The organism is Mycobacterium sp. NGS61 (genome assembly GCF_059812325.1).
This window is the reverse complement of sequence record NZ_JCALCL010000004.1, coordinates 436,280-453,722: the sequence shown is the minus strand read 5'-3', so window position 1 is coordinate 453,722 and position 17,443 is coordinate 436,280. Positions and strand designations below refer to the sequence as shown.

The window sequence follows — 17,443 nt, the reverse complement described above, 5'->3', positions numbered from 1 at the left end:
TTACGCCCCCGGTTCGCCTAGCCGAGGCCCGGCACAATGTCCCCCAGGCTGAAGGTCAGTGGCTGCTCCAGCTGTTCGTAGGTGCACGACCGTGGGTCACGATCGGGGCGCCACCGGTTGAACTGCGCGGTGTGGCGGAACCGTCGGCCTTCCATGTGGTCGTAGCGAACCTCGACGACTCGCTCCGGGCGCAGCGGCACAAAGGACAGGTCCTTGCCCGCGTTCCAGCGGGAGAACTCGTTCTTGCGGGGAGTGCGTTCACCCGCCTCATGTGCCGCCCAATTCCAGGGATGGCCATCGAAAGTGGTGACCAGCGGCTGCAATTCGGTGAACAACCGTCGGCGCTCGGCCATCGGGAACGCACCGATCACGCCGACCGAGGCCAGCTGTCCTGAGGGGCCACCATCCTCGTAGAGTCCGAGGAGCAGCGAACCGATAGCGTCACCGCCGGACTTGTGCACCCGGTAGCCGGCGACGACGCAGTCGGCGGTGCGTTCGTGCTTGATCTTGAACATGACTCGCTTGTCCGGCAGGTAGGTGCCGGCGATCGGCTTAGCGATGACGCCGTCGAGGCCGGCTCCCTCGAATTCTTCGAACCACCGCTGAGCGGTGGCCGGATCCGTGGTGGCCGGCGTGACGTGGATCGACGGACCCGACCCGGCCAGCGCCTCGACCAGGGCGGCACGCCGCTCGCTGAACGGCCGCTTCGTGTAGTCCTCATCGGCAAGGGCCAGTAGGTCGAACGCGATGAAAGACGCCGGAGTGCGCTCGGCCAGCATCCGCACCCGCGACTCGGCCGGATGGATGCGTTGTTGCAAAGCTTCGAAATCCAGGCCCTGTGCGCCGGCGATGACTATCTCGCCGTCGATGACGCAGCGTCGCGGCAACTCGGCTTTGACTGCCGCGATTAACTCCGGGAAGTAGCGGGTCAACGGCCGTTCGTTGCGGCTGCCCAGCTCGACCTCGTCGACATCGCGGAAACAGATTGAGCGGAAACCGTCCCATTTGGGCTCATACGAGGCCCCGGGCGGAATCGACTTCACCGACTTGGCCAGCATCGGCGAGACCGGCGGCATCACGGGTAGCTCCATCAGTTCATTGTGTTCACGCCGGCCAGCGCAGGACGCGCCGGGTCTTGTCGGATGAACGACCTGGCGCCGCTGAATGTTCGCGCGCGGTACGCCGGTCGGCGACGGGTACTGCATCGCGATCGCGGACCTGGCCTGGCCCGCACTTAGGATGTCGTGATGCTGCACGTGTGTGCGTTGTTCGTTGCACGTACCGCCGCGTTCGACGAACACGGCGCGATCAATGCCACGTCCATTCCGATGGCGTGGTTTCAGGTTGACCAAATGCCCTTGTGGGCAACAGTTCCCGTGGTCTTGGTGGTGCACGCACCTGCAGGTGGCGACTACGACCCTGACCTGCACGTCGTGTGCAAGGATCCATCCGGGCAACCGCTGGGATCCCTGCGGGCGACGTGGCACTGGCCCGATGACGCAAAGCTCGCGTCGAAGTACCGGTGTTTCACCCAGGAACTCTCGTTCCAGGTGGCGTCCGAAGGCGAGTACACGGTCGGGGCGTACTACGACGCCGACGGGAAATTCGAGTTGTCCACGCCGGTGCCGATTTCTATCGTTTTGCCCGATGCCACCCCAGACGCCGACAGTCCCGAATAGGCTGGCGCGATGCACGTTGCCGCATTGCTCGTGGCGGGCTCCGCCAACATCGACGACTCCGCTATCGACGCCACCCGTTTGCCGATCACCAGCTACGACGTCAACCAGGTTCCGATTTGGCTGACGGTCCCGCTGGTGCTGGTGGTCCATGCACCGGCAGGTGGGGATTTCGACCCGCAGTTGTTCATCGTCTGCAAAGATCCGGGCGGGACGATCCGCGGCACCGTCCGCTCGGCCTGGCAGTGGCCGGACGAAGAGGGCAAGCCGTCGAAGTACCGGTGCTTCACCCCGCAACTGTCGTTCGCCATCGAGACCACCGGTGAATACACCATCGGCGTCTACCGCGACGCGGAAGCCCTCGATCCGGTAGGCACTCCGATACCGCTGTTGATCAGCCTGGCCGGGCGCCGTTAAACCTCGACCCGCAGTGTCGACAGACCCCGCAAGTTGATGTTGGGTTTGTAGAGCGGTTCGCCGGCGAGCCGGGCGTTCGGGAAGCGGGCCGTCACCGCTGAGAGCGCCACCGTCGCTTCCAACCGAGCCAGCGGGGCCCCCAGGCAGTAGTGGACACCGCGACCAAATCCCAAGTGCCGCAACGAGGTGCGGTCCGGGTCGAAGCTGTCCGGTCGATCGAACTCGGCGGGATCGCGATGCGCGGCGGCCAGCAGCAACAGCATCACGTCACCCCTGGCGACTTCGGTATCGCCAATCCTGATGTCGTCCAGGGCAATTCGACTCAACTGCTGCACCGGCGGGTCGTAACGCAGGGTTTCCTCGACGATCGCCGCGGCCCGACCGGGATCAGCGCCGAGCGCACCCCACTGGCGGCCGTCGCGCAACATCGCCAGGATCGCATTCCCGATCAGGTTCACCGTGGTCTCGTGTCCGGCCACCAGCAGCAGCAGGCAGGTCGAGACGATCTCCTCCTCGGTCAGTTGATCGCCCGATTCGTTGACGGCCACCAGCGCAGACAACAGGTCGTCACCGGGTTGGGCACGGCGACGGTCGATCTGGCCGTGCAAGTACTCGCGCAAACTCGCCCCGGCATCCAGCGATTCTTCGACACCGTCGTCTTGATCGTCGACCAGGAACGGGTCCAACGCCCTGGCCACCACCGCGGAGGCGCGGCTGAATTGCGGCTCATCCGCCAAGGGCACCCCGAGCAACCGGCAGATGACTGCCACCGGCAATGGGTAGGCGAAGTCTGCGACCACGTCGAAACTCCCCCGCTCGGCGATCCGGTCCAGCATGCCGTCCACCAACGCGCTGATCTCGGGTTGCAGCGCACTCACCACCCGGGGCGCGAACGCTTTGCTGACCAATTTGCGCAGCCGGGTGTGATCGGGTGGGTCCAGGAACAGGAAGCCCGGCGGTACTTCCCGGCGCATCGCCTGGTCCGCCTCGATCATCTGCTGCGCCGCGGTGGACTTGAATTGGTCGCTGCTCGAGGCCGGATGCCGCAGCACCTCGTCGCAGTCGCGGTAGGTGGAGAACAGGACGAAGTTGCCGCCCGGCAGCTCGATGGGTCCGAGCTCGCGCAGCTCCGCGCACACGGGATACGGATTGGCGCGGTTTGCCTGGTCCAGCAGCCGTAGCAGCAGCGTCTGCGAGTCGGCCTGGGTTGGCGTCGATGGCATGCTGCCCATTGTGCACGGGGCGGCCGCGCCGCCCGGCGCACGTTGCATCAACGGGCTGTCGCGCGCCGCTGGCTGACCCGCGAAAGTGGTTGTCCGACACAGTCGCTCACGGAGCATCCTGACCCGACCCGGGCAGGCCGGGTTGGGCCAGCAGGCGATCGAGGAAGACCCGCTGCCCCTTGAGTAGCTTGCTTCGGGCCTGGGCCACCGGAAACCAGCCGACGCGATCGACCTCGGGGAACTCGCGAATCTTCCCCGACCCGCGCGGCCACTCCATTTCGAAGGTGTTGCTACGCGCATCGGTGATGTCGAGGTCCCCGCGGACGGCGAAGGCGGTGACCACTTTGCCACTGGGTTGTCGCACCGCACCGAGGTCGGTCCGCGGTCCGTCGGGCACCGGCAGCCCGATCTCTTCGGTGAACTCGCGCTGCGCCGTGGCCCACGGATCGTCGGAGTCTGCGTACTCGCCTTTCGGGATCGACCACGCGCCGTCGTCCTTGCGCGCCCAGAACGGGCCGCCCGGGTGCGCTATCAAGACGTCGACGACCCCGGCTCGTGTCCGGTACAACAGCAGACCGGCGCTCAGCTTCGCCACCCGCTCGATGTTAGGTGTACCTAACGTTCGGCTACCCTCGAACCGTGTCTCACCAATCCGAGCCCGTGACCATCGAAGCCCCCAACGCGGGGTTCGATGCACCGAAAAGCTTGCGCGAGTACGCCATGACCACCGTCGTCAACATGGTCCCGCCGGTGTTGGCTTACTACGGCCTGCGCCTCTTCGGCGTCACGCCCTACCTGGCCCTGGTGGGTGCGATCGTCGTGGCGACCCTGCAGGGTCTGTACACGGTGGTCCGCAAGCGCAAGGTGGAGTTTCTCAACGTGGCTGTGCTGGTGTGCGCCGCCGTCTCCCTCGCGGTCGCGTTCACCACCAAAAATCCGCGCATCGTCCAGGTCACCGAGCTCATTCCGGCCACGTTCCTGGTGTGGTCGGTGGTCGTCAGCGGTGTGCTGCGCAAACCAAGTTCCAAGGTGATCACCGGTGCGATCGTGCCCAGCCTCGCGGAAGCGGCGCTACCGCAGCGCGGCTGGTCGGAGCGGGAGATCCGCGACTGGCACAGCCTGCACACCCGCCTGTGCGTGCAGCTCGGACTGGTCTGCGGGATGTTCCCGATCGCCGCGGTCGCGTGCATCTTCGCTCTGCCGGTGGACATCTCGCAGATCCTGATCGTCACCACCGGCCCGATCCTGCTGGTCGCCTGCATCGGGACCGCCACCACCCTGCTGCGCCGATTCGTCCGCCGCACCGATCAGGCGGCTGCCGAGCGCGCCGCCGTCACCCCACAGGCGTAACACCGCGGTCGGGTTCGGACCGTCCAGTAGCGGCTGGTTGGTGCCGACGATATTGACAGTCACTGCCATATCGTCATACATTGCCACCACTGCCCTCAGTTCCGTCGGAAAGGTGTCCCATGATCGCTGCGCCCACACTTCGCGTCATCCAGTGGGCGACCGGGGGCGTCGGGAAAGCCGCCGTCCAATGCGTGCTGAACCATCCGCAACTCGATTTGGTGGGTTGCTGGGTCCACTCCGCGGACAAGAACGGCCGAGATGTCGGCGAGATCGTGGGAGTCGACCCCATAGGTGTCACCGCCACCACCAACGTCGACGAGATCCTGGCTCTGGACGCCGACTGCGTCGTTTACAGCCCGCTGATCCCTAACGACGACGAAGTGCTGGCGATCCTGCGGTCAGGTAAAAACATCGTCACCCCAGTCGGCTGGGTCTACCCGGACCTGACCCATCCCCGACACCGGGCCGTCGCCGACGCCGCACTCGAGGCCGGGGTCACGTTGCACGGGTCGGGGATTCACCCCGGCGGGATCACCGAGCGCTTCCCGCTCATGCTGTCCGGGCTGTCCTCGGCGGTCACCCACGTGCGCGCCGAGGAATTCTCGGACATCCGCACCTACAACGCCCCGGACGTGGTGCGACACATCATGGGATTCGGCGGCACCCCCGAGGAGGCTGTGCAGGGACCGATGGCCGCGCTGCTGGAGCAAGGCTTCAAGATGTCGGTCCGGATGATCGCCGACCACATGGGTTTCCGCATCGATTCCGGCATCCAGACGCTTCAGGAGATCGCGGTAGCCACCGCCGAGATCGACTACGAGCCATTCGCCATCACTGCGGGAACCGTTGCCGCACGGCGGTTTCGGTGGCAAGCGACCGTCGACGGCGAACCGGTCATCACCGCCGCGGTCAACTGGCTGATGGGCGAGGAGAACCTGGAACCCGCCTGGAACTTCGGCGGCGAAGGCGAGCGGTTCGAGGTCGAGATCACCGGTGACCCCACCGTGAACCTCACCTTCAAGGGGCTGCAACCGCCCAGCGTCGCCGAGGGTCTGATCCGCAATCCCGGCGTGGTCGCCACCGCGAACCACTGCGTCAACGCCATCCCCGACGTGTGCGCGGCCGAGCCCGGTATCAAGACCTACCTGGACCTGCCGTTGTTCGCCGGACGTCCGGCGCCGCACCTCGCGGGCGGCAACCGATGATCCTGGACTCCTTTCGCCTGACCGACCGCGTCGCCATCGTGACCGGCGCCGGCGCCGGGATCGGTCGCGACATCGCGGTCGCGTTCGCTGAGGCGGGTGCGGACGTCGTCGTGGCCGCGCGCACCAGGTCCGATCTGGACGAAACCGTGCGGCTGATCGAAAAGACCGGTCGCCGTGGCCTTTCCGTCGTCACCGACGTGCTGGTCGAGGACGACCTGGAGCGGCTGGTCGCAGTGACCGTCGAGCACTTCGGCCGACTGTCCATCCTGGTCAACAACGCCGGCGGAACCCAGCCGCGCCCGGCCATGCAGACCTCCTCGCGGTACCTGAGCACCGCGCTGCAGTTCAATGCCGTCGCACCGTTCGTGTTGAGTCGCCTAGCCGCGCAGGCCATGGTGGACACCGACGGATCCGGATCGATCGTGAACATCTCATCCCGGTCCGGTGACATGGCGATGCGCTGCATGACGGCCTACGGCGCGGGCAAGGCGGCGCTGAACATGATGACTCAGGACATGGCGGCCGACCTGGCGCCCCTGGTGCGGGTCAACGCGATCGGTGTCGGTGGGGTGGCGACACAGTCGATGGATTTCGTGACGACCAACGACGCGCTGCGCACCGAGTTCGTGGCGAACACCCCGATGGGCCGTATCGGGACCCCACGCGACATCGCCGCCGCGGCGCTCTATCTCGCCTCGCCCGCCTCGTCCTGGGTGACCGGGGTGATCCTGCGGGTCGACGGCGGCACCACCAAGCCCTCGTTCGATCTGCCTGCGCCACCGCTGGTTTCGGCTCGCGCGCGGGAGAAGCCATGAGCGTGCTCGAGGATGTTTCGTTCTGTCACCTGGTCGTCGGGGTGACCGACATGGACCGCGCGCTGGGGTTCTATCGCGACCTGCTCGGCCTCGACGTGGTGTTCGACCAGACCATCTCCGGCGAGCCGTTCAACGCCGTCCTGCATTCCACCCGCAAGCAGCAGGGCCGGGTGGTCGGTGGGCTGCTGGGCGGGCTGATGATCGAACTGCTCTCGCTGGGGCCAGCCGCGCCGCACCACCAGCCGGCCCGTCCCGGCATCGCCGGCATTCACAACCTGTCCCTGTCGGTCACCGATTTGGACGACACCCACCGCCGGGTTCGGGACGCCGGCTATGCCCCGGAGCAGGAGCCTTTCGAAATCAGCGGTGTGCGAATGTTTTTCGTCAAGGACCCGGACGGTACCGCGGTCGAGTTCATCGAACTGCCGGGAGCGGTACGCAGCACCTACGAGTTGCATCGTGGGGTGCCCCTGCGATTGGGCCCAGCCGGATGAGTTACTCGCACCCGGACTCGCTGCGCGGGCAGGTCGTCGTCGTCACCGGCGCCGCGCAGGGCATCGGCAAAGGGGTGAGCGCCGCACTGCTGGAACGGGGTGCCTCGGTGTTGCTGGTGGACATCCAAGACGACAAGCTCTCCGCGACCGCGGCTGAACTGCAAGCGGAATTCAATGCCGGAGAACGGCTTTCGACGCTATCGGCCAACCTGCGGGACGTGGACAGTGTGCCGCAGATCGTGGCCGCCGCCGTCGGCACATTCGGCACCGTGCACGGCCTGGTGAACAATGCGATCGCCAGCAACGAGCCCAAGCCGTTCGTCGACATCACCCCCACCGACCTGGCACTCGGCTACGACGTCGGTCCGCGCGCCACGTTTCTGCTGATGCAGGCGGTATACCCGGTGATGGTCGCTGCCGGTGGCGGCTCGATCGTCAACCTCGGCTCGGGTTCGGGCACCGGCGGCGAACCCAAGTTCGGTGGATACGCCGCCGCCAAGGAAGCGATCCGCGGCCTGTCGAAGGTCGCGGCGCTGGAGTGGGGCCGCGACAACATCCGGGTGAACGTCATCTGCCCGTTCGCCGAATCCGACGGCGTCAAGCTGTGGAAGCAGCTCGCTCCCGACGACTACGCCAAGGCAGTCGGACGGGTCCCGATGAAGCGGATCGGGGACGTGCGTACCGATGTGGGTGCACTGGTTGCGTTCCTGCTGGGCGCCGATTCGACGTTCCTCACCGGGCAGACCATCCATGTCGACGGTGGGATCGGCAGCTTCCGGTGAGTGTCTCGGGGGAGTCGCTGCGGGACCGCCAGCGTGCCCAGATCCGCGCCGACATCCGTCGCGCTGCGTTCAAATTGTTCGCTGAGCGCGGCTACGACGGCGTGACGACGGATCAGATCGCTACCGCCGCAGGCGTTTCCACGCGCACCTTGTTCCGGCACGTGACCACCAAGGAGGATCTGCTGCTGGCGCCGGCACGGCATGGCGGAGCCGAAGTGGTAAGCCTGCTCGAACAGCAGCCGGCCACCGAATCACCGGATGTCGCACTGGCCAATGCCATCGTCGGTCGCACCCGATCCTTCGGTGCGGCCGATACCGAGGAGTGGCGGTCGGCGCTGCTGGTGGCACCCGAAGTCCTGGAGCGGCTGCAGTTTCACACCGCTGATGACCGGCAGCGAGCCACCGGAATCACCGCGCACCGGATGGGTGTGGATCCTGACACCGACATCCGGCCAGGTCTGTTGGTGCATTTGAGTTTTGCCGCCGCCGATTTCGGGTTCCAGCGCTGGGTGCGGCAAGACCCGGCTCGGCAGCCGCTGGATCGCTGCGTAGCTGAGGCCCTGGAGGCGGTGCGAAGCCCCCGCTGGATTGCTGGTCGGGGCTGACGGCGTGGCCGCACCGTCTAGCGCAGCGCTTCGGGATTCGCGATCCGCGTCGGAGTACCGTCCAGCCAGGCGGCCACGGCTTCGATGGCGTCGGAATAGAACGCGCTCAGCATTTCTCGCGTGACGTAGCCGAGATGGGGCGAGAGTGTCACGTTCGGCAGCGTCCGCAGCGGATGGTCGACGGGCAGCGGTTCGGTGTCGTAGACGTCCAGGCCCGCTCCGGAGAGTCGGCCCCGGCGCAGGGCTTCGACGAGCGCTGTGTCGTCGACGATCGGCCCGCGAGACGTGTTGACCAGGAACGCCGTCGGCTTCATCAGGGCAAGCTCGGGCGCACCGATCAGCCCGCGGGTGCGCTCGGATAGTACGAGGTGGATGGACACCACGTCGGACTGTTCGAACAACGCCGCCTTCTCGACCCACCGTGCGCCCGCTTGCGCGGCGGCATCCGGGGTCAGGTTCTGACTCCAGGCCACCACGTCCATACCGAATACGGTTGCATATTCGGCCATACGTTTACCGACTCGGCCGAGTCCGAGCAATCCCAAAGTCTTGCCGGACAATGTCATACCGGTGGTGCTCTGCCATCCACCACCGCGCATGCGCCGGTGCTCTTCGGCCAGATTCCGCACGGTCGCGATCATCAGTCCCCAGGCCAGTTCGGGGGTGGCGTCGCGCACCGCGCGGAATCGCGGATGCGCGAAGTCGGAATGGGCGACCAGTATCCCGTGCTCGGTAGCGGCGGCCAGGTCGAGGTTGGGCAGGCTGCGACCGACGATGGTGATGAGCTTCAGATTCGGCAACCGTGCAATGAGGCCGCGCGGGAACACCATTCGCTCGCGCATCGTGCACAGCACGTCGAACGGCAGCAGCCCCTCGGCTGCCTCGTCTTCGGTCAGGTGCCGATCGAAAACCGTTATCTCACAGTGTTTCTGAATCTCCGACCAGTCAGCCAGCTGCAGAGCAAGACCCGCGTAATCATCCAGTATCGCTACCCGGCGCATCGGTGCCTGCTAATGCGCTGCAGTAGGTTTCGCGTCCCGCTGCGGTCCACGGTAATGACACCATGCGTCGCGGGTCGCGCTGTAGAGTCCGTCGACCATACGCGGTTCCGGGCGATCAATCACCATGGCGGCCTCCCCGTCGGCGTAGGCGGGCCAAGCGGCGCTGCCGGTCCGCGCGAACTCGACCCAGTGCTGTTGTACCCAGTCGCCGATGGCGCGGTGTTCGCGGCGTCCTCCGACCGCCAGCGCCGCAGCACCCGCGCTGCCGAACAACAGCGGTACATCGGTGGCGTGGATGGCGCCCATCCCGATCCGGCGCAGCACCGGCGGGGCGTAATCGATCCGATAGAGGTAGGTCGGCGCGTGTCGGGCGTGGCCCTCGGCCGCGGCGATCATCGGCCGGACGAAGAAGCAATCCGTGGCGAGCCGGGTCAGCGTCGCCGCGCTGGGGTAATCCGGATAGTGCGCCAACACGTTTTTCCGGGCGGCGGGATCGGTTGCCGCGAACATGCGGTCCACCCGCGCCGGGGTGGTCGGGAACAGATCGACGAACGGCCGCACCGGCACCCAGCCGGCGTGCCCCATCTCGTCGCGCATCGACCCAATGATGAGCGGGACGCGGTGGGCGCGGCCGGCGCCGATCGCCGCCGTCGGATCTTCGGGCAGGAAGTCCCCGTCGATCACCGGTGCCAGCGCCATCTGACACGGGACGGTGCGCGCGGTCCGCAACATCACCCGGATCGCGGCCCGGGTGATCGCGGCGGGAGGCGCCGTGCGCAGCAGGGTGTGATCACCGCCGAGCACATCGACGACCTGACGCGCGGTGTCTGCGGCCTGCTCCGGCGTGCGCACCGCGTCGGGTATCGGACTCTGCGCGATCGCCCGCTGGAACAGACCCTGCGCAGCGGGCACGGCGAGGTGGGTCAGGACGGCGCTCGCACCGGCGGACTGGCCGCAGGCGGTGACGCAGTCGGGATCACCGCCGAAAGCTGCGATGTTGCGCCGCACCCAACTCAACGCGGCCACTTGATCGCGTAGCCCCAGGTTGGACTCGAATTCCGTTGCGTAGCCGGAGAAATCGACGAAGCCCAAACCACCGAGCCGGTAGTTGATGGTGACGAGCACAATCCCGAAGCGCCGCACCAGCGGCGTCGGATCGTGCACCGGCAGCGCGGATGTGCCCTCGAAGTAACCGCCGCCGTGAATGAAGACCAGGACCGGAAGCGGACCGTCGGTGCGTTTGGCGGGTGCGCACACGTTCAGCGTCAGGCAGTCCTCGTGCTGAATCTGCCGCTTGACGACGCCGAGTGGCGAGCTGAACCGGTGCGAGTGCGCGGCATAGGCGAACTGGGTCGCATCGCGCACGCCGGACCAGGGCGTGACGGGCTGCGGCGCCCGGAAGCGTAGCGGGCCGACCGGTGGTGCCGCATAGGGAATCGCCCGCCACATCTCCACGTCGCGGTGCCGTCGTCCGCGAACTACGCCTGACTCGACGGCTACCTCGACCACCGACCCAGTGTGCCGCATTGTCACCTGGTGTCGAGGATCTCCCCGGCTGCGCGGCGACCCGACGTGATGGCGCCGTCCATGTAACCGCACCACTGCTGGGCAGTCTCGGCGCCGGCCCAGTGGATCCGGCCGACCGGAGCGGCCAGCGCCTTGCCGAACTGGGTCAGCGCGCCGGCGGCGAGGCGTCCGCCGTAGCAACCACGGGTGAATTCTTCTGCCGCCCAATCAAGTTCGGTGATGTCGAACGGCTCGGCGGCCTGCGGCCCGAAATATTTCACCAGCGCATCGATGATCAGCTTGCGGCGCTGCTCAGCCCGCAACTCGGCCGCATCCCGGGCATGGGCGCCGTCCATGAACCCGACCAAGACCCCGCAGGATGCGTCGGGCGGTGAGTTGTCCATGACAACACTCAACGCATCGTCGAGGCTGGTCACGAAGCCGCTCAGCCCGGCATCGCGCCAGAACGGTGTCGAGTAACCGACCTGGACCTTGATCACCGACCCGGCCGGGAACTGCTGGGTCAACGCGTCGCGAGCGGAAGGCAGCGGCGGCACATACCGAATCCGGCCGGCCAGGGTCGGCGGAATCGCGACGACCACGTGGCTGGCCGTCACCGTGCCCGAGCTCGCCGCGTCGGCATCCTCGTAAGTGACCGTGACCCCATCCGGATCCTGCACGATGGTCCGGACCACCGCTCCCAACTGGACTCGGTCACCGAGTTCCGCGGCCAATCGCTCGGAGATCTGGTGCGTCCCACCCAGTACTCGCAGCTCCTGCGCACCGCCGGTCACCGCGAGCATTCCGGCCAAGCCGCTACCCGACCGCAGGTAGAACAACAGATGCAGCAACGAAAGTTCCGGCGTCTCCGCACAAAACAAGGTGGGCACCACGAGCCGGAAGAATCGGAGCGCGATCCGGTCGGAGGTTTGGGCCGTCAACCAGCCGTCGAAGGTCTGCCGATCCAGATCGGCAGCGTCCGCCGCCTGCCAGGGCGAGGCCGTCGGCACCGTGGCCGCCAGCGTCTCGAGCTCGCCCCAGACCCGGCCGATCTCGGCAAGGTTGTCGGCCGGAAGTCCGAACGATGCGTCGTTATAGCGCAACGTCTCACCATCGATGGCAGTGATCGCCTCACCGGTGTCATAGGTGGGGAACGTCTCGAGCCCGAGCTCGTCGATCAGCGCCAGCACCGTGTCCTGGCCTGGCCCGACCCACTGACCGCCCAATTCGACGGGAACCCCGTTGCTGAGAAACCCGCCGCGGTTGCGGCCGGCGACGCGATCCCTGGCTTCCAGGACGCACACGGACTTTCGGGCGGCGACCAGCTCGCGGGCCGCCGACAGCCCCGCGAGTCCAGCGCCGACGACCACCACATCGACATCCACCATTGCCTGCACCTTCCCAACTCATACAGTCGTATGACTTAGTTGAGCTTAAACTAGGGCACTGCAGAGCCGTGGGCAAGAGTCAGTTGGAGGGGGACCGGACCACCGCGAGAGACACGACCGTCTCGACCAGCGCGTCGAGATCGGCCCTTGACCGGTCCGCGTCCGCGCTGATCACGTGCTGCAGGATCAGGCCGTCGATACCGGCGACCAGCAGCCGGGCCAGCCGATCAAAGGGAATCGTCGTGGTCTCCCCCGCCCGCGTCGCGGCCGACTCACACCACTGCGCAACGATTTCGATGTACCGCTCGTACTGCCAGCGCGGCAGTTCCTCCAGACCGGCCGTCCGCAACGCATGGGTGACGAGTTCGAGCTGTACCAACTGCAATTCGCGATGGTTGACCACCAACTCCGTCCAGAAGTTGCGCAACCCCACCCGAATCGCATGCTCCAGACCGGCTTCGAGTTCCGCCGAAACCCGCAGCAGTTCGGCGATCTCTTCCACGATGTCTTCGAACACCGCCCGCAGCAGGCCCTGCTTGGACGGGAACACGTACTGCAGGGTGCCCAGCGGGACGCCGGCTTCAGTCGCGACTGCGCGCATGGTGGTGCCGCCCACCCCGTCGCGCATCAGCACTGCGCGCGCAGCGGCCACTGCCTGCTTGGTGCGTACCGCGGATTCGACGTACGGCACCGTATCTCCCATCCAGAACGACTGCGAGACATCCGCAGCGGTAAGTGGCCACTTCACCACATGCGTAGCAGATCGCTGCCATCGTGGTATGTCAACCATCCCCGCAAGGGATCTTCGCAATAGTCATCACAATCTAGGACCCGTTGATCAGTGTGGCGCGCGCCAGCGTCTGCTCGGCCATCTTCACGTGGGCAGCGTCGACGAGCACCCCGTTCACCCCGACCGCGCCGCGACCGTTGGCTTCTGCTTCCCGGTAGGCCGCGACATTACGTTTGGCTACAGCGATTTCGTCGGCGGTCGGCGCGTAGACACCGTTTGCGACCGGCACCTGGCTGGGGTGGATCGCCCACTTGCCGGTATACCCCATCAGCGAGGCCCGGCGCGCGTCCCGCTCATAGCCGGCGAGATCCTGATAGTCCGGGTACGGCGCGTCGATGGCATCGATGCCCGCGATGCGCGCCGCCACGATCACCTTGTTGCGCGCGTAAGACCAGAAGTCGCCGGGGTATTCGCCGAGCGGGACGAAGTTGGTGTCCACCCGCGCGCCCTGGGACAGCGAGAAGTCGCCCACCCCGAAAATCAACGCATCCAACCGCGGGCTGGCTACCGCGATGGCCTCGGCATTGGCCAGGCCTTCCACTTCCTCGATCAGCACTTCGAGGCGAATTTGCTTGTTGAGTAGCAACTTTGATTCGAGCTGTGTGAGCAACACGTCGACCCACCACACGTCGCGGGCGGTGCGCGGCTTCGGGACGATGATGGTGTCGAGATTCCGTCCGGCCTTGGTCACCACCTCGATCAGATCGTCATGGCACCACGGGGTGTCCAGGCCGTTGATCCGGATGGCACGGGCGGTGCTGCCCCAGTCGATGTCGTTGAGTGCCGCAATTGCTTTGGCCCGCGATTGTTCCTTGAACGCCGCGGGTACGGCGTCTTCGAGGTCGAGGAACACTAGGTCCGCGCCGCATCCCGCGGCCTTCTCGAACATGTTGTCGTTGCTGGCGGGCACGGCGAGTTCCGAGCGACGCAGTGGTCCAGTCATGAATGCTCCTCTCTCACAGCACACCCCGGGCGTGCAGGTCCTCAATGTCGTTGGCACTCAGACCGAGTAGTTCGCCGTAGACCTCGGCGTTGTGCTGGCCCAGGCGTGGACCCAGCTGTCCGACGGTGCCGGTGGCCGCCGAGAATCGCGGCACCGGAGCCTGCACCGTCATCGCGCCTAGTTCGTCGTCGTCGACCGAGATGAACACGCCGCGATGGGTGAGTTGCTCGTCGTCGACCAGATCGGTGATGTCATACACCGGTGCCGCCGCCACCTCATGGGCCTGGAAAACCTCCATCGCTTCTGAAAGTGTCTTGCCGGCAACCCAATCCGCCACCACGGTATCGACCTCACGGGCCCGGGCCAGCCGGCGCTGCGGGTCGGAGAAATCCGTATCCTGCACCAGATCGTCTCTGCCAATGGCCCGGAACACCCGCAGCGCCAGCGCTGGTGAACTGCCCGACATCGCCAGCCACCGGTCGTCAGCGGTGCGATAGGTGTTGCGCGGGGCCGAGATGTCCCAACGGTTGCCCGACCGTTCCGGCACCAGGCCCAACTGGTCGTACCCCAGCAGGGTCTGCTCCAGCAATCGGGCCAGGGGGTCAATGAGATTGACGTCGATGAGCTGTCCGGGACCACCGTGCACGTCGCGGTGGTAGAGCGCCATCAGCACCGCATACGCCGCGTTCAGCGACGCGACACCGTCGGCCAGCATGAATGGCGGCAGGGTCGGCGGCCCGCCGGCCTGTCCGGTGATATGGGCGAAACCGCTCATCGCCTCGCCGAGGGTGCCGAACCCGGGCCGTTCGCTCTTGGGTCCGCTCAGTCCGTATCCGGTGATATGCAGCATCACAATTCGCTCGTTGACGCCCCGCAAGCTCTCGTAGTCCAGCCCCCACTTGCGCAACGTTTGCGGCCGGGTGTTGACGATCACCACGTCGGCATGCGCGACCAACCTGCGGGTCAGTTCCTGGCCTTCGGTGCACCGCAGATCCAGCGTGACGGACCGTTTGTTGCGCGACAACGACTTCCACATCAGTCCGACGCCGTCGCGCTGGTTGCCCCACGTCCGGATGGGATCACCGCACCCTGGTTGCTCGACTTTGACCACGTCGGCACCGAACTCGCCGAGATAGGTGGCCACCAGTGGCGCGGCCGCCAGGGTCGCAAGGTCCAGCACCCGCAGACCGTCAAGCATGGGCGCCCACCGGTCGTTGCAGGCCCAGGTGTCCCCGCAAGGTCGACGACTCGTAGGCGGTGCGAAACAGCCGACGTCGCTGCAGTTCCGGCACCGCCATGCGCACCACGTCTTCGAAGGCGCCCGGCAGATGCGTTGCCGCCAAAACGAATCCGTCGCAGGCGCCGCTTTCGAACCAGTCCGCCATCTGATCGGCAACCTGCTCGCCGGTGCCGACGAATCGCGGCCCCTGCAACAGCGTGGCGCGGTGGCCGGCCAGATCGCGTACCGTCACGGTGTCGCCCCCGATATGGGTGCGCAGGTTCTGCACCAGGCCGCGGATTCCGGACGCCGATGCGATGAGTTCGTCGGTGACCGGGTCGTCGAGGTCGTGCCGGGCGAAGTCGTAGTTCATCAACTCGGACAACAGGGTCAGCGACGCCATGGGGTGCACCAGGTCGTTCAGGAACATCGCCTCGCGGTCCTTGGCGTGCGACTCCGACTCCCCCACCACGGCGTAGGCCATCGGGCAGATGCGCACTGAGGCGGGGTCGCGCCCGGCGTCTTCGATGCGTTGTTTCTGATCGGCGTAGTGGGTACGGGCCACGTCGATGCCCGGGTCGCCGGTGAAGATCAATTCGGCCCAGCGCGAGGCGAATTCGCGGCCGCGACCCGAGGACCCCGCCTGGATGACGACCGGCCGGCCCTGCGGCGTGCGGGGCACCGTCAATGGCCCGCGGGCGGCGAAGTACTGGCCGACATGGCCGAGTTCGTGCACCTTGGCCGGGTCGGCGTACCGACCGGAGCCGCGGTCGTGCAGGATCGCGTCGTCCTCCCAGGTGTCCCACAGGCCGGTGACCACGTCCATGAACTCGTCGGCACGGTCATACCGTTCGTCGTGACCCAGATGCGCATCGACACCGAAGTTCTGCGCCTCGCTGTCGTTGACCGAGGTGACGACGTTCCAGGCGGCCCGCCCGGCAGAGAGGTGGTCCAGCGACGCGAAGGTGCGGGCGACGTGGAACGGCGCGTAGTAGGTGGTCGAGTAGGTGGCACCGAGCCCGATGTGGGAGGTCGCCTGCGCCAGTACGCCCAGCACGACGCCCAGGTCGAGCTTGACCGGCCGCGCGCCGTACTTCACCGCCTCGTCCACCGACCCGCCGTACACCCCGGGCATGGCCAACCGGTCGTCGAAGAACATCAGGTCGAAGCAGCCCTCTTCGAGCTGGCGGCCGATCTTGGCGTAGTAGGACGCGTCGAGATAGCGGTGCTCGGTCGCGGGGTGCCGCCACGATCCGGCATACACCGAGGTGCTGCCCGCTTGCATGAAGGCGACGAGGGACATCTGATCGGTTCGCATAGTTCGGAATGTAACATCTGATATATCAGATTTCAAATGTCACGTTTGGTATGCTCGCCAGGTGGTAGGGATCGACATCTCCGGCACCGTGCGGGAGCGGGCGGCCCGCGAACTGCGCGACCGCATCATCACCGGCGCGCTACCCGCCGGAGCTCGTATCGACCTCGACGCCATCACTGAGGAGTTCGCCACCAGTCGGACCCCGGTCCGCGAGGCCCTGCTGGAACTGTCCTTCGAGGGCCTGGTCCGGGTCGCCCCGCGCAGCGGCGTCACGGTGATCGGCATCAGCCCCGACGACGTGCTGGACAGCTTCACCATCCTGGGCGTGCTGACCGGGCAGGCAGCAGCCTGGGCCGCGCAGCGCATCGAACCGGACGAACTGGCCATGCTGCGCGAACTTGCCGCCGACGTGGCCGCCCGGTCCGGCGACGACAGCATCGGCGAGGCCAACTGGCATTTCCACCAGAAGATTCACCGCGCCGCACACTCACCGCGCCTGATGGCCCAGATCAAGCAGGCCGCGCGGGTGGTGCCCACCAACTTCCTCACCCTATTTCCCGACCACGAGAAACACTCGCTCGACGACCATCAGGCATTGCTCGACGCGTTCGGCGACAAGGACTCCGAGCGGGCCCGCGCCATCGCCGAACGACACGTGCTGGACGCCGGACGCTCGCTGGTCGAGTGGTTGGAGCGGCGCGGCTAGGGTTC

Annotated in this window: 19 protein-coding genes; 9 read left to right on the top strand and 10 right to left on the bottom strand. The window is 66.5% G+C overall.

The window, feature by feature from the left end:
• Positions 1-17 precede the first annotated feature (17 nt).
• On the bottom strand, positions 18-1,091 hold the full coding sequence (locus AC5Y3Z_RS12205; RefSeq protein ID WP_473138581.1) for an ATP-dependent DNA ligase: 1,074 nt from the start codon (positions 1,089-1,091) through the stop codon (positions 18-20).
• A gap of 156 nt (positions 1,092-1,247) precedes the next feature.
• Between AC5Y3Z_RS12205 and AC5Y3Z_RS12200 the strand changes: the two genes are divergently transcribed.
• Positions 1,248-1,679, top strand: coding sequence for a hypothetical protein (locus AC5Y3Z_RS12200; RefSeq protein WP_463826057.1), 432 nt, complete (start codon positions 1,248-1,250; stop codon positions 1,677-1,679).
• Between the two features lie 9 nt (positions 1,680-1,688).
• On the top strand, positions 1,689-2,093 hold the full coding sequence (locus AC5Y3Z_RS12195; protein ID WP_463826058.1) for a hypothetical protein: 405 nt from the start codon (positions 1,689-1,691) through the stop codon (positions 2,091-2,093).
• Here the strand turns inward: AC5Y3Z_RS12195 and AC5Y3Z_RS12190 are convergent.
• The gene (locus tag AC5Y3Z_RS12190; RefSeq protein WP_473138582.1) at positions 2,090-3,316 is read right to left on the bottom strand and encodes a cytochrome P450; all 1,227 of its coding nucleotides are present in this window, start codon (positions 3,314-3,316) and stop codon (positions 2,090-2,092) included. The two genes, AC5Y3Z_RS12195 and AC5Y3Z_RS12190, sit on opposite strands and share 4 nt — an antisense overlap.
• A 106-nt stretch (positions 3,317-3,422) precedes the next feature.
• Positions 3,423-3,911: an NUDIX hydrolase gene (locus AC5Y3Z_RS12185; RefSeq protein ID WP_473138583.1), complete on the bottom strand. Its 489-nt coding sequence runs from the start codon at positions 3,909-3,911 to the stop codon at positions 3,423-3,425.
• A gap of 125 nt (positions 3,912-4,036) precedes the next feature.
• On the opposite strand from AC5Y3Z_RS12185, the gene AC5Y3Z_RS12180 reads away from it, so the two are divergent.
• The 6 genes from AC5Y3Z_RS12180 to AC5Y3Z_RS12155 all read left to right on the top strand — a co-directional run bounded on the left by AC5Y3Z_RS12180 (position 4,037) and on the right by AC5Y3Z_RS12155 (position 8,567).
• Complete coding sequence (locus tag AC5Y3Z_RS12180) at positions 4,037-4,666, top strand: VC0807 family protein (protein WP_473138923.1); 630 nt, start codon at positions 4,037-4,039, stop codon at positions 4,664-4,666.
• 119 nt (positions 4,667-4,785) lie between these two features.
• Complete coding sequence (locus tag AC5Y3Z_RS12175; RefSeq protein WP_473138584.1) at positions 4,786-5,871, top strand: NAD(P)H-dependent amine dehydrogenase family protein; 1,086 nt, start codon at positions 4,786-4,788, stop codon at positions 5,869-5,871.
• Positions 5,868-6,686 carry a glucose 1-dehydrogenase gene (locus AC5Y3Z_RS12170; protein WP_473138585.1) on the top strand — a complete coding sequence of 273 codons (819 nt, stop codon included), beginning with the start codon at positions 5,868-5,870 and terminating at the stop codon, positions 6,684-6,686. The genes AC5Y3Z_RS12175 and AC5Y3Z_RS12170 overlap by 4 nt, the downstream gene beginning before the upstream one ends.
• A complete protein-coding gene (locus AC5Y3Z_RS12165) occupies positions 6,683-7,180 on the top strand; it encodes a VOC family protein (protein WP_473138586.1) in 498 nt (165 codons plus the stop codon). Before AC5Y3Z_RS12170 ends, AC5Y3Z_RS12165 begins: the two co-directional genes overlap by 4 nt.
• Entirely contained in the window at positions 7,177-7,962 is a 786-nt protein-coding gene (locus AC5Y3Z_RS12160; RefSeq protein WP_473138587.1) for an SDR family NAD(P)-dependent oxidoreductase, read from the top strand. The genes AC5Y3Z_RS12165 and AC5Y3Z_RS12160 overlap by 4 nt, the downstream gene beginning before the upstream one ends.
• A complete protein-coding gene (locus tag AC5Y3Z_RS12155) occupies positions 7,959-8,567 on the top strand; it encodes a TetR/AcrR family transcriptional regulator (RefSeq protein WP_473138588.1) in 609 nt (202 codons plus the stop codon). Before AC5Y3Z_RS12160 ends, AC5Y3Z_RS12155 begins: the two co-directional genes overlap by 4 nt.
• A 17-nt stretch (positions 8,568-8,584) precedes the next feature.
• On the opposite strand, the gene AC5Y3Z_RS12150 is transcribed toward AC5Y3Z_RS12155, so the two are convergent.
• From AC5Y3Z_RS12150 to AC5Y3Z_RS12120, 7 genes are all read right to left on the bottom strand, one after another.
• Positions 8,585-9,568: a D-2-hydroxyacid dehydrogenase family protein gene (locus AC5Y3Z_RS12150; RefSeq protein ID WP_473138589.1), complete on the bottom strand. Its 984-nt coding sequence runs from the start codon at positions 9,566-9,568 to the stop codon at positions 8,585-8,587.
• A gap of 9 nt (positions 9,569-9,577) precedes the next feature.
• Positions 9,578-11,077: a carboxylesterase/lipase family protein gene (locus tag AC5Y3Z_RS12145; RefSeq protein ID WP_473138590.1), complete on the bottom strand. Its 1,500-nt coding sequence runs from the start codon at positions 11,075-11,077 to the stop codon at positions 9,578-9,580.
• Between the two features lie 20 nt (positions 11,078-11,097).
• Positions 11,098-12,462 carry a flavin monoamine oxidase family protein gene (locus AC5Y3Z_RS12140; RefSeq protein ID WP_473138591.1) on the bottom strand — a complete coding sequence of 455 codons (1,365 nt, stop codon included), beginning with the start codon at positions 12,460-12,462 and terminating at the stop codon, positions 11,098-11,100.
• Between the two features lie 79 nt (positions 12,463-12,541).
• Complete coding sequence (locus AC5Y3Z_RS12135) at positions 12,542-13,153, bottom strand: TetR/AcrR family transcriptional regulator (protein ID WP_473138592.1); 612 nt, start codon at positions 13,151-13,153, stop codon at positions 12,542-12,544.
• A gap of 133 nt (positions 13,154-13,286) precedes the next feature.
• On the bottom strand, positions 13,287-14,195 hold the full coding sequence (locus AC5Y3Z_RS12130; protein WP_473138593.1) for an HpcH/HpaI aldolase/citrate lyase family protein: 909 nt from the start codon (positions 14,193-14,195) through the stop codon (positions 13,287-13,289).
• A 13-nt stretch (positions 14,196-14,208) separates the two neighbouring features.
• Positions 14,209-15,393: a CaiB/BaiF CoA transferase family protein gene (locus AC5Y3Z_RS12125; RefSeq protein ID WP_473138594.1), complete on the bottom strand. Its 1,185-nt coding sequence runs from the start codon at positions 15,391-15,393 to the stop codon at positions 14,209-14,211.
• The gene (locus AC5Y3Z_RS12120; RefSeq protein WP_499918358.1) at positions 15,386-16,732 is read right to left on the bottom strand and encodes an LLM class flavin-dependent oxidoreductase; all 1,347 of its coding nucleotides are present in this window, start codon (positions 16,730-16,732) and stop codon (positions 15,386-15,388) included. The genes AC5Y3Z_RS12125 and AC5Y3Z_RS12120 overlap by 8 nt, the downstream gene beginning before the upstream one ends.
• Positions 16,733-16,793: 61 nt before the next feature.
• Between AC5Y3Z_RS12120 and AC5Y3Z_RS12115 the strand changes: the two genes are divergently transcribed.
• Positions 16,794-17,438 (top strand): GntR family transcriptional regulator, encoded by a 645-nt coding sequence (locus AC5Y3Z_RS12115; RefSeq protein WP_463826073.1) that lies wholly within the window; start codon positions 16,794-16,796, stop codon positions 17,436-17,438.
• The last annotated feature ends 5 nt before the right edge of the window (positions 17,439-17,443 follow it).

What these genes read in the sequence shown, in the direction of transcription:
- AC5Y3Z_RS12205 (WP_473138581.1), bottom strand. Translation starts at nt 1,091, where the DNA reads ATGGAGCTACCCGTGATGCCGCCGGTCTCGCCGATGCTGGCCAAGTCG.
- AC5Y3Z_RS12200 (WP_463826057.1), top strand. Translation starts at nt 1,248, where the DNA reads ATGCTGCACGTGTGTGCGTTGTTCGTTGCACGTACCGCCGCGTTCGAC.
- AC5Y3Z_RS12195 (WP_463826058.1), top strand. Translation starts at nt 1,689, where the DNA reads ATGCACGTTGCCGCATTGCTCGTGGCGGGCTCCGCCAACATCGACGAC.
- AC5Y3Z_RS12190 (WP_473138582.1), bottom strand. Translation starts at nt 3,316, where the DNA reads ATGCCATCGACGCCAACCCAGGCCGACTCGCAGACGCTGCTGCTACGG.
- AC5Y3Z_RS12180 (WP_473138923.1), top strand. Translation starts at nt 4,037, where the DNA reads ATGACCACCGTCGTCAACATGGTCCCGCCGGTGTTGGCTTACTACGGC.
- AC5Y3Z_RS12175 (WP_473138584.1), top strand. Translation starts at nt 4,786, where the DNA reads ATGATCGCTGCGCCCACACTTCGCGTCATCCAGTGGGCGACCGGGGGC.
- AC5Y3Z_RS12170 (WP_473138585.1), top strand. Translation starts at nt 5,868, where the DNA reads ATGATCCTGGACTCCTTTCGCCTGACCGACCGCGTCGCCATCGTGACC.
- AC5Y3Z_RS12165 (WP_473138586.1), top strand. Translation starts at nt 6,683, where the DNA reads ATGAGCGTGCTCGAGGATGTTTCGTTCTGTCACCTGGTCGTCGGGGTG.
- AC5Y3Z_RS12160 (WP_473138587.1), top strand. Translation starts at nt 7,177, where the DNA reads ATGAGTTACTCGCACCCGGACTCGCTGCGCGGGCAGGTCGTCGTCGTC.
- AC5Y3Z_RS12150 (WP_473138589.1), bottom strand. Translation starts at nt 9,568, where the DNA reads ATGCGCCGGGTAGCGATACTGGATGATTACGCGGGTCTTGCTCTGCAG.
- AC5Y3Z_RS12140 (WP_473138591.1), bottom strand. Translation starts at nt 12,462, where the DNA reads ATGGTGGATGTCGATGTGGTGGTCGTCGGCGCTGGACTCGCGGGGCTG.
- AC5Y3Z_RS12130 (WP_473138593.1), bottom strand. Translation starts at nt 14,195, where the DNA reads ATGACTGGACCACTGCGTCGCTCGGAACTCGCCGTGCCCGCCAGCAAC.
- AC5Y3Z_RS12125 (WP_473138594.1), bottom strand. Translation starts at nt 15,393, where the DNA reads ATGCTTGACGGTCTGCGGGTGCTGGACCTTGCGACCCTGGCGGCCGCG.
- AC5Y3Z_RS12120 (WP_499918358.1), bottom strand. Translation starts at nt 16,732, where the DNA reads ATGCGAACCGATCAGATGTCCCTCGTCGCCTTCATGCAAGCGGGCAGC.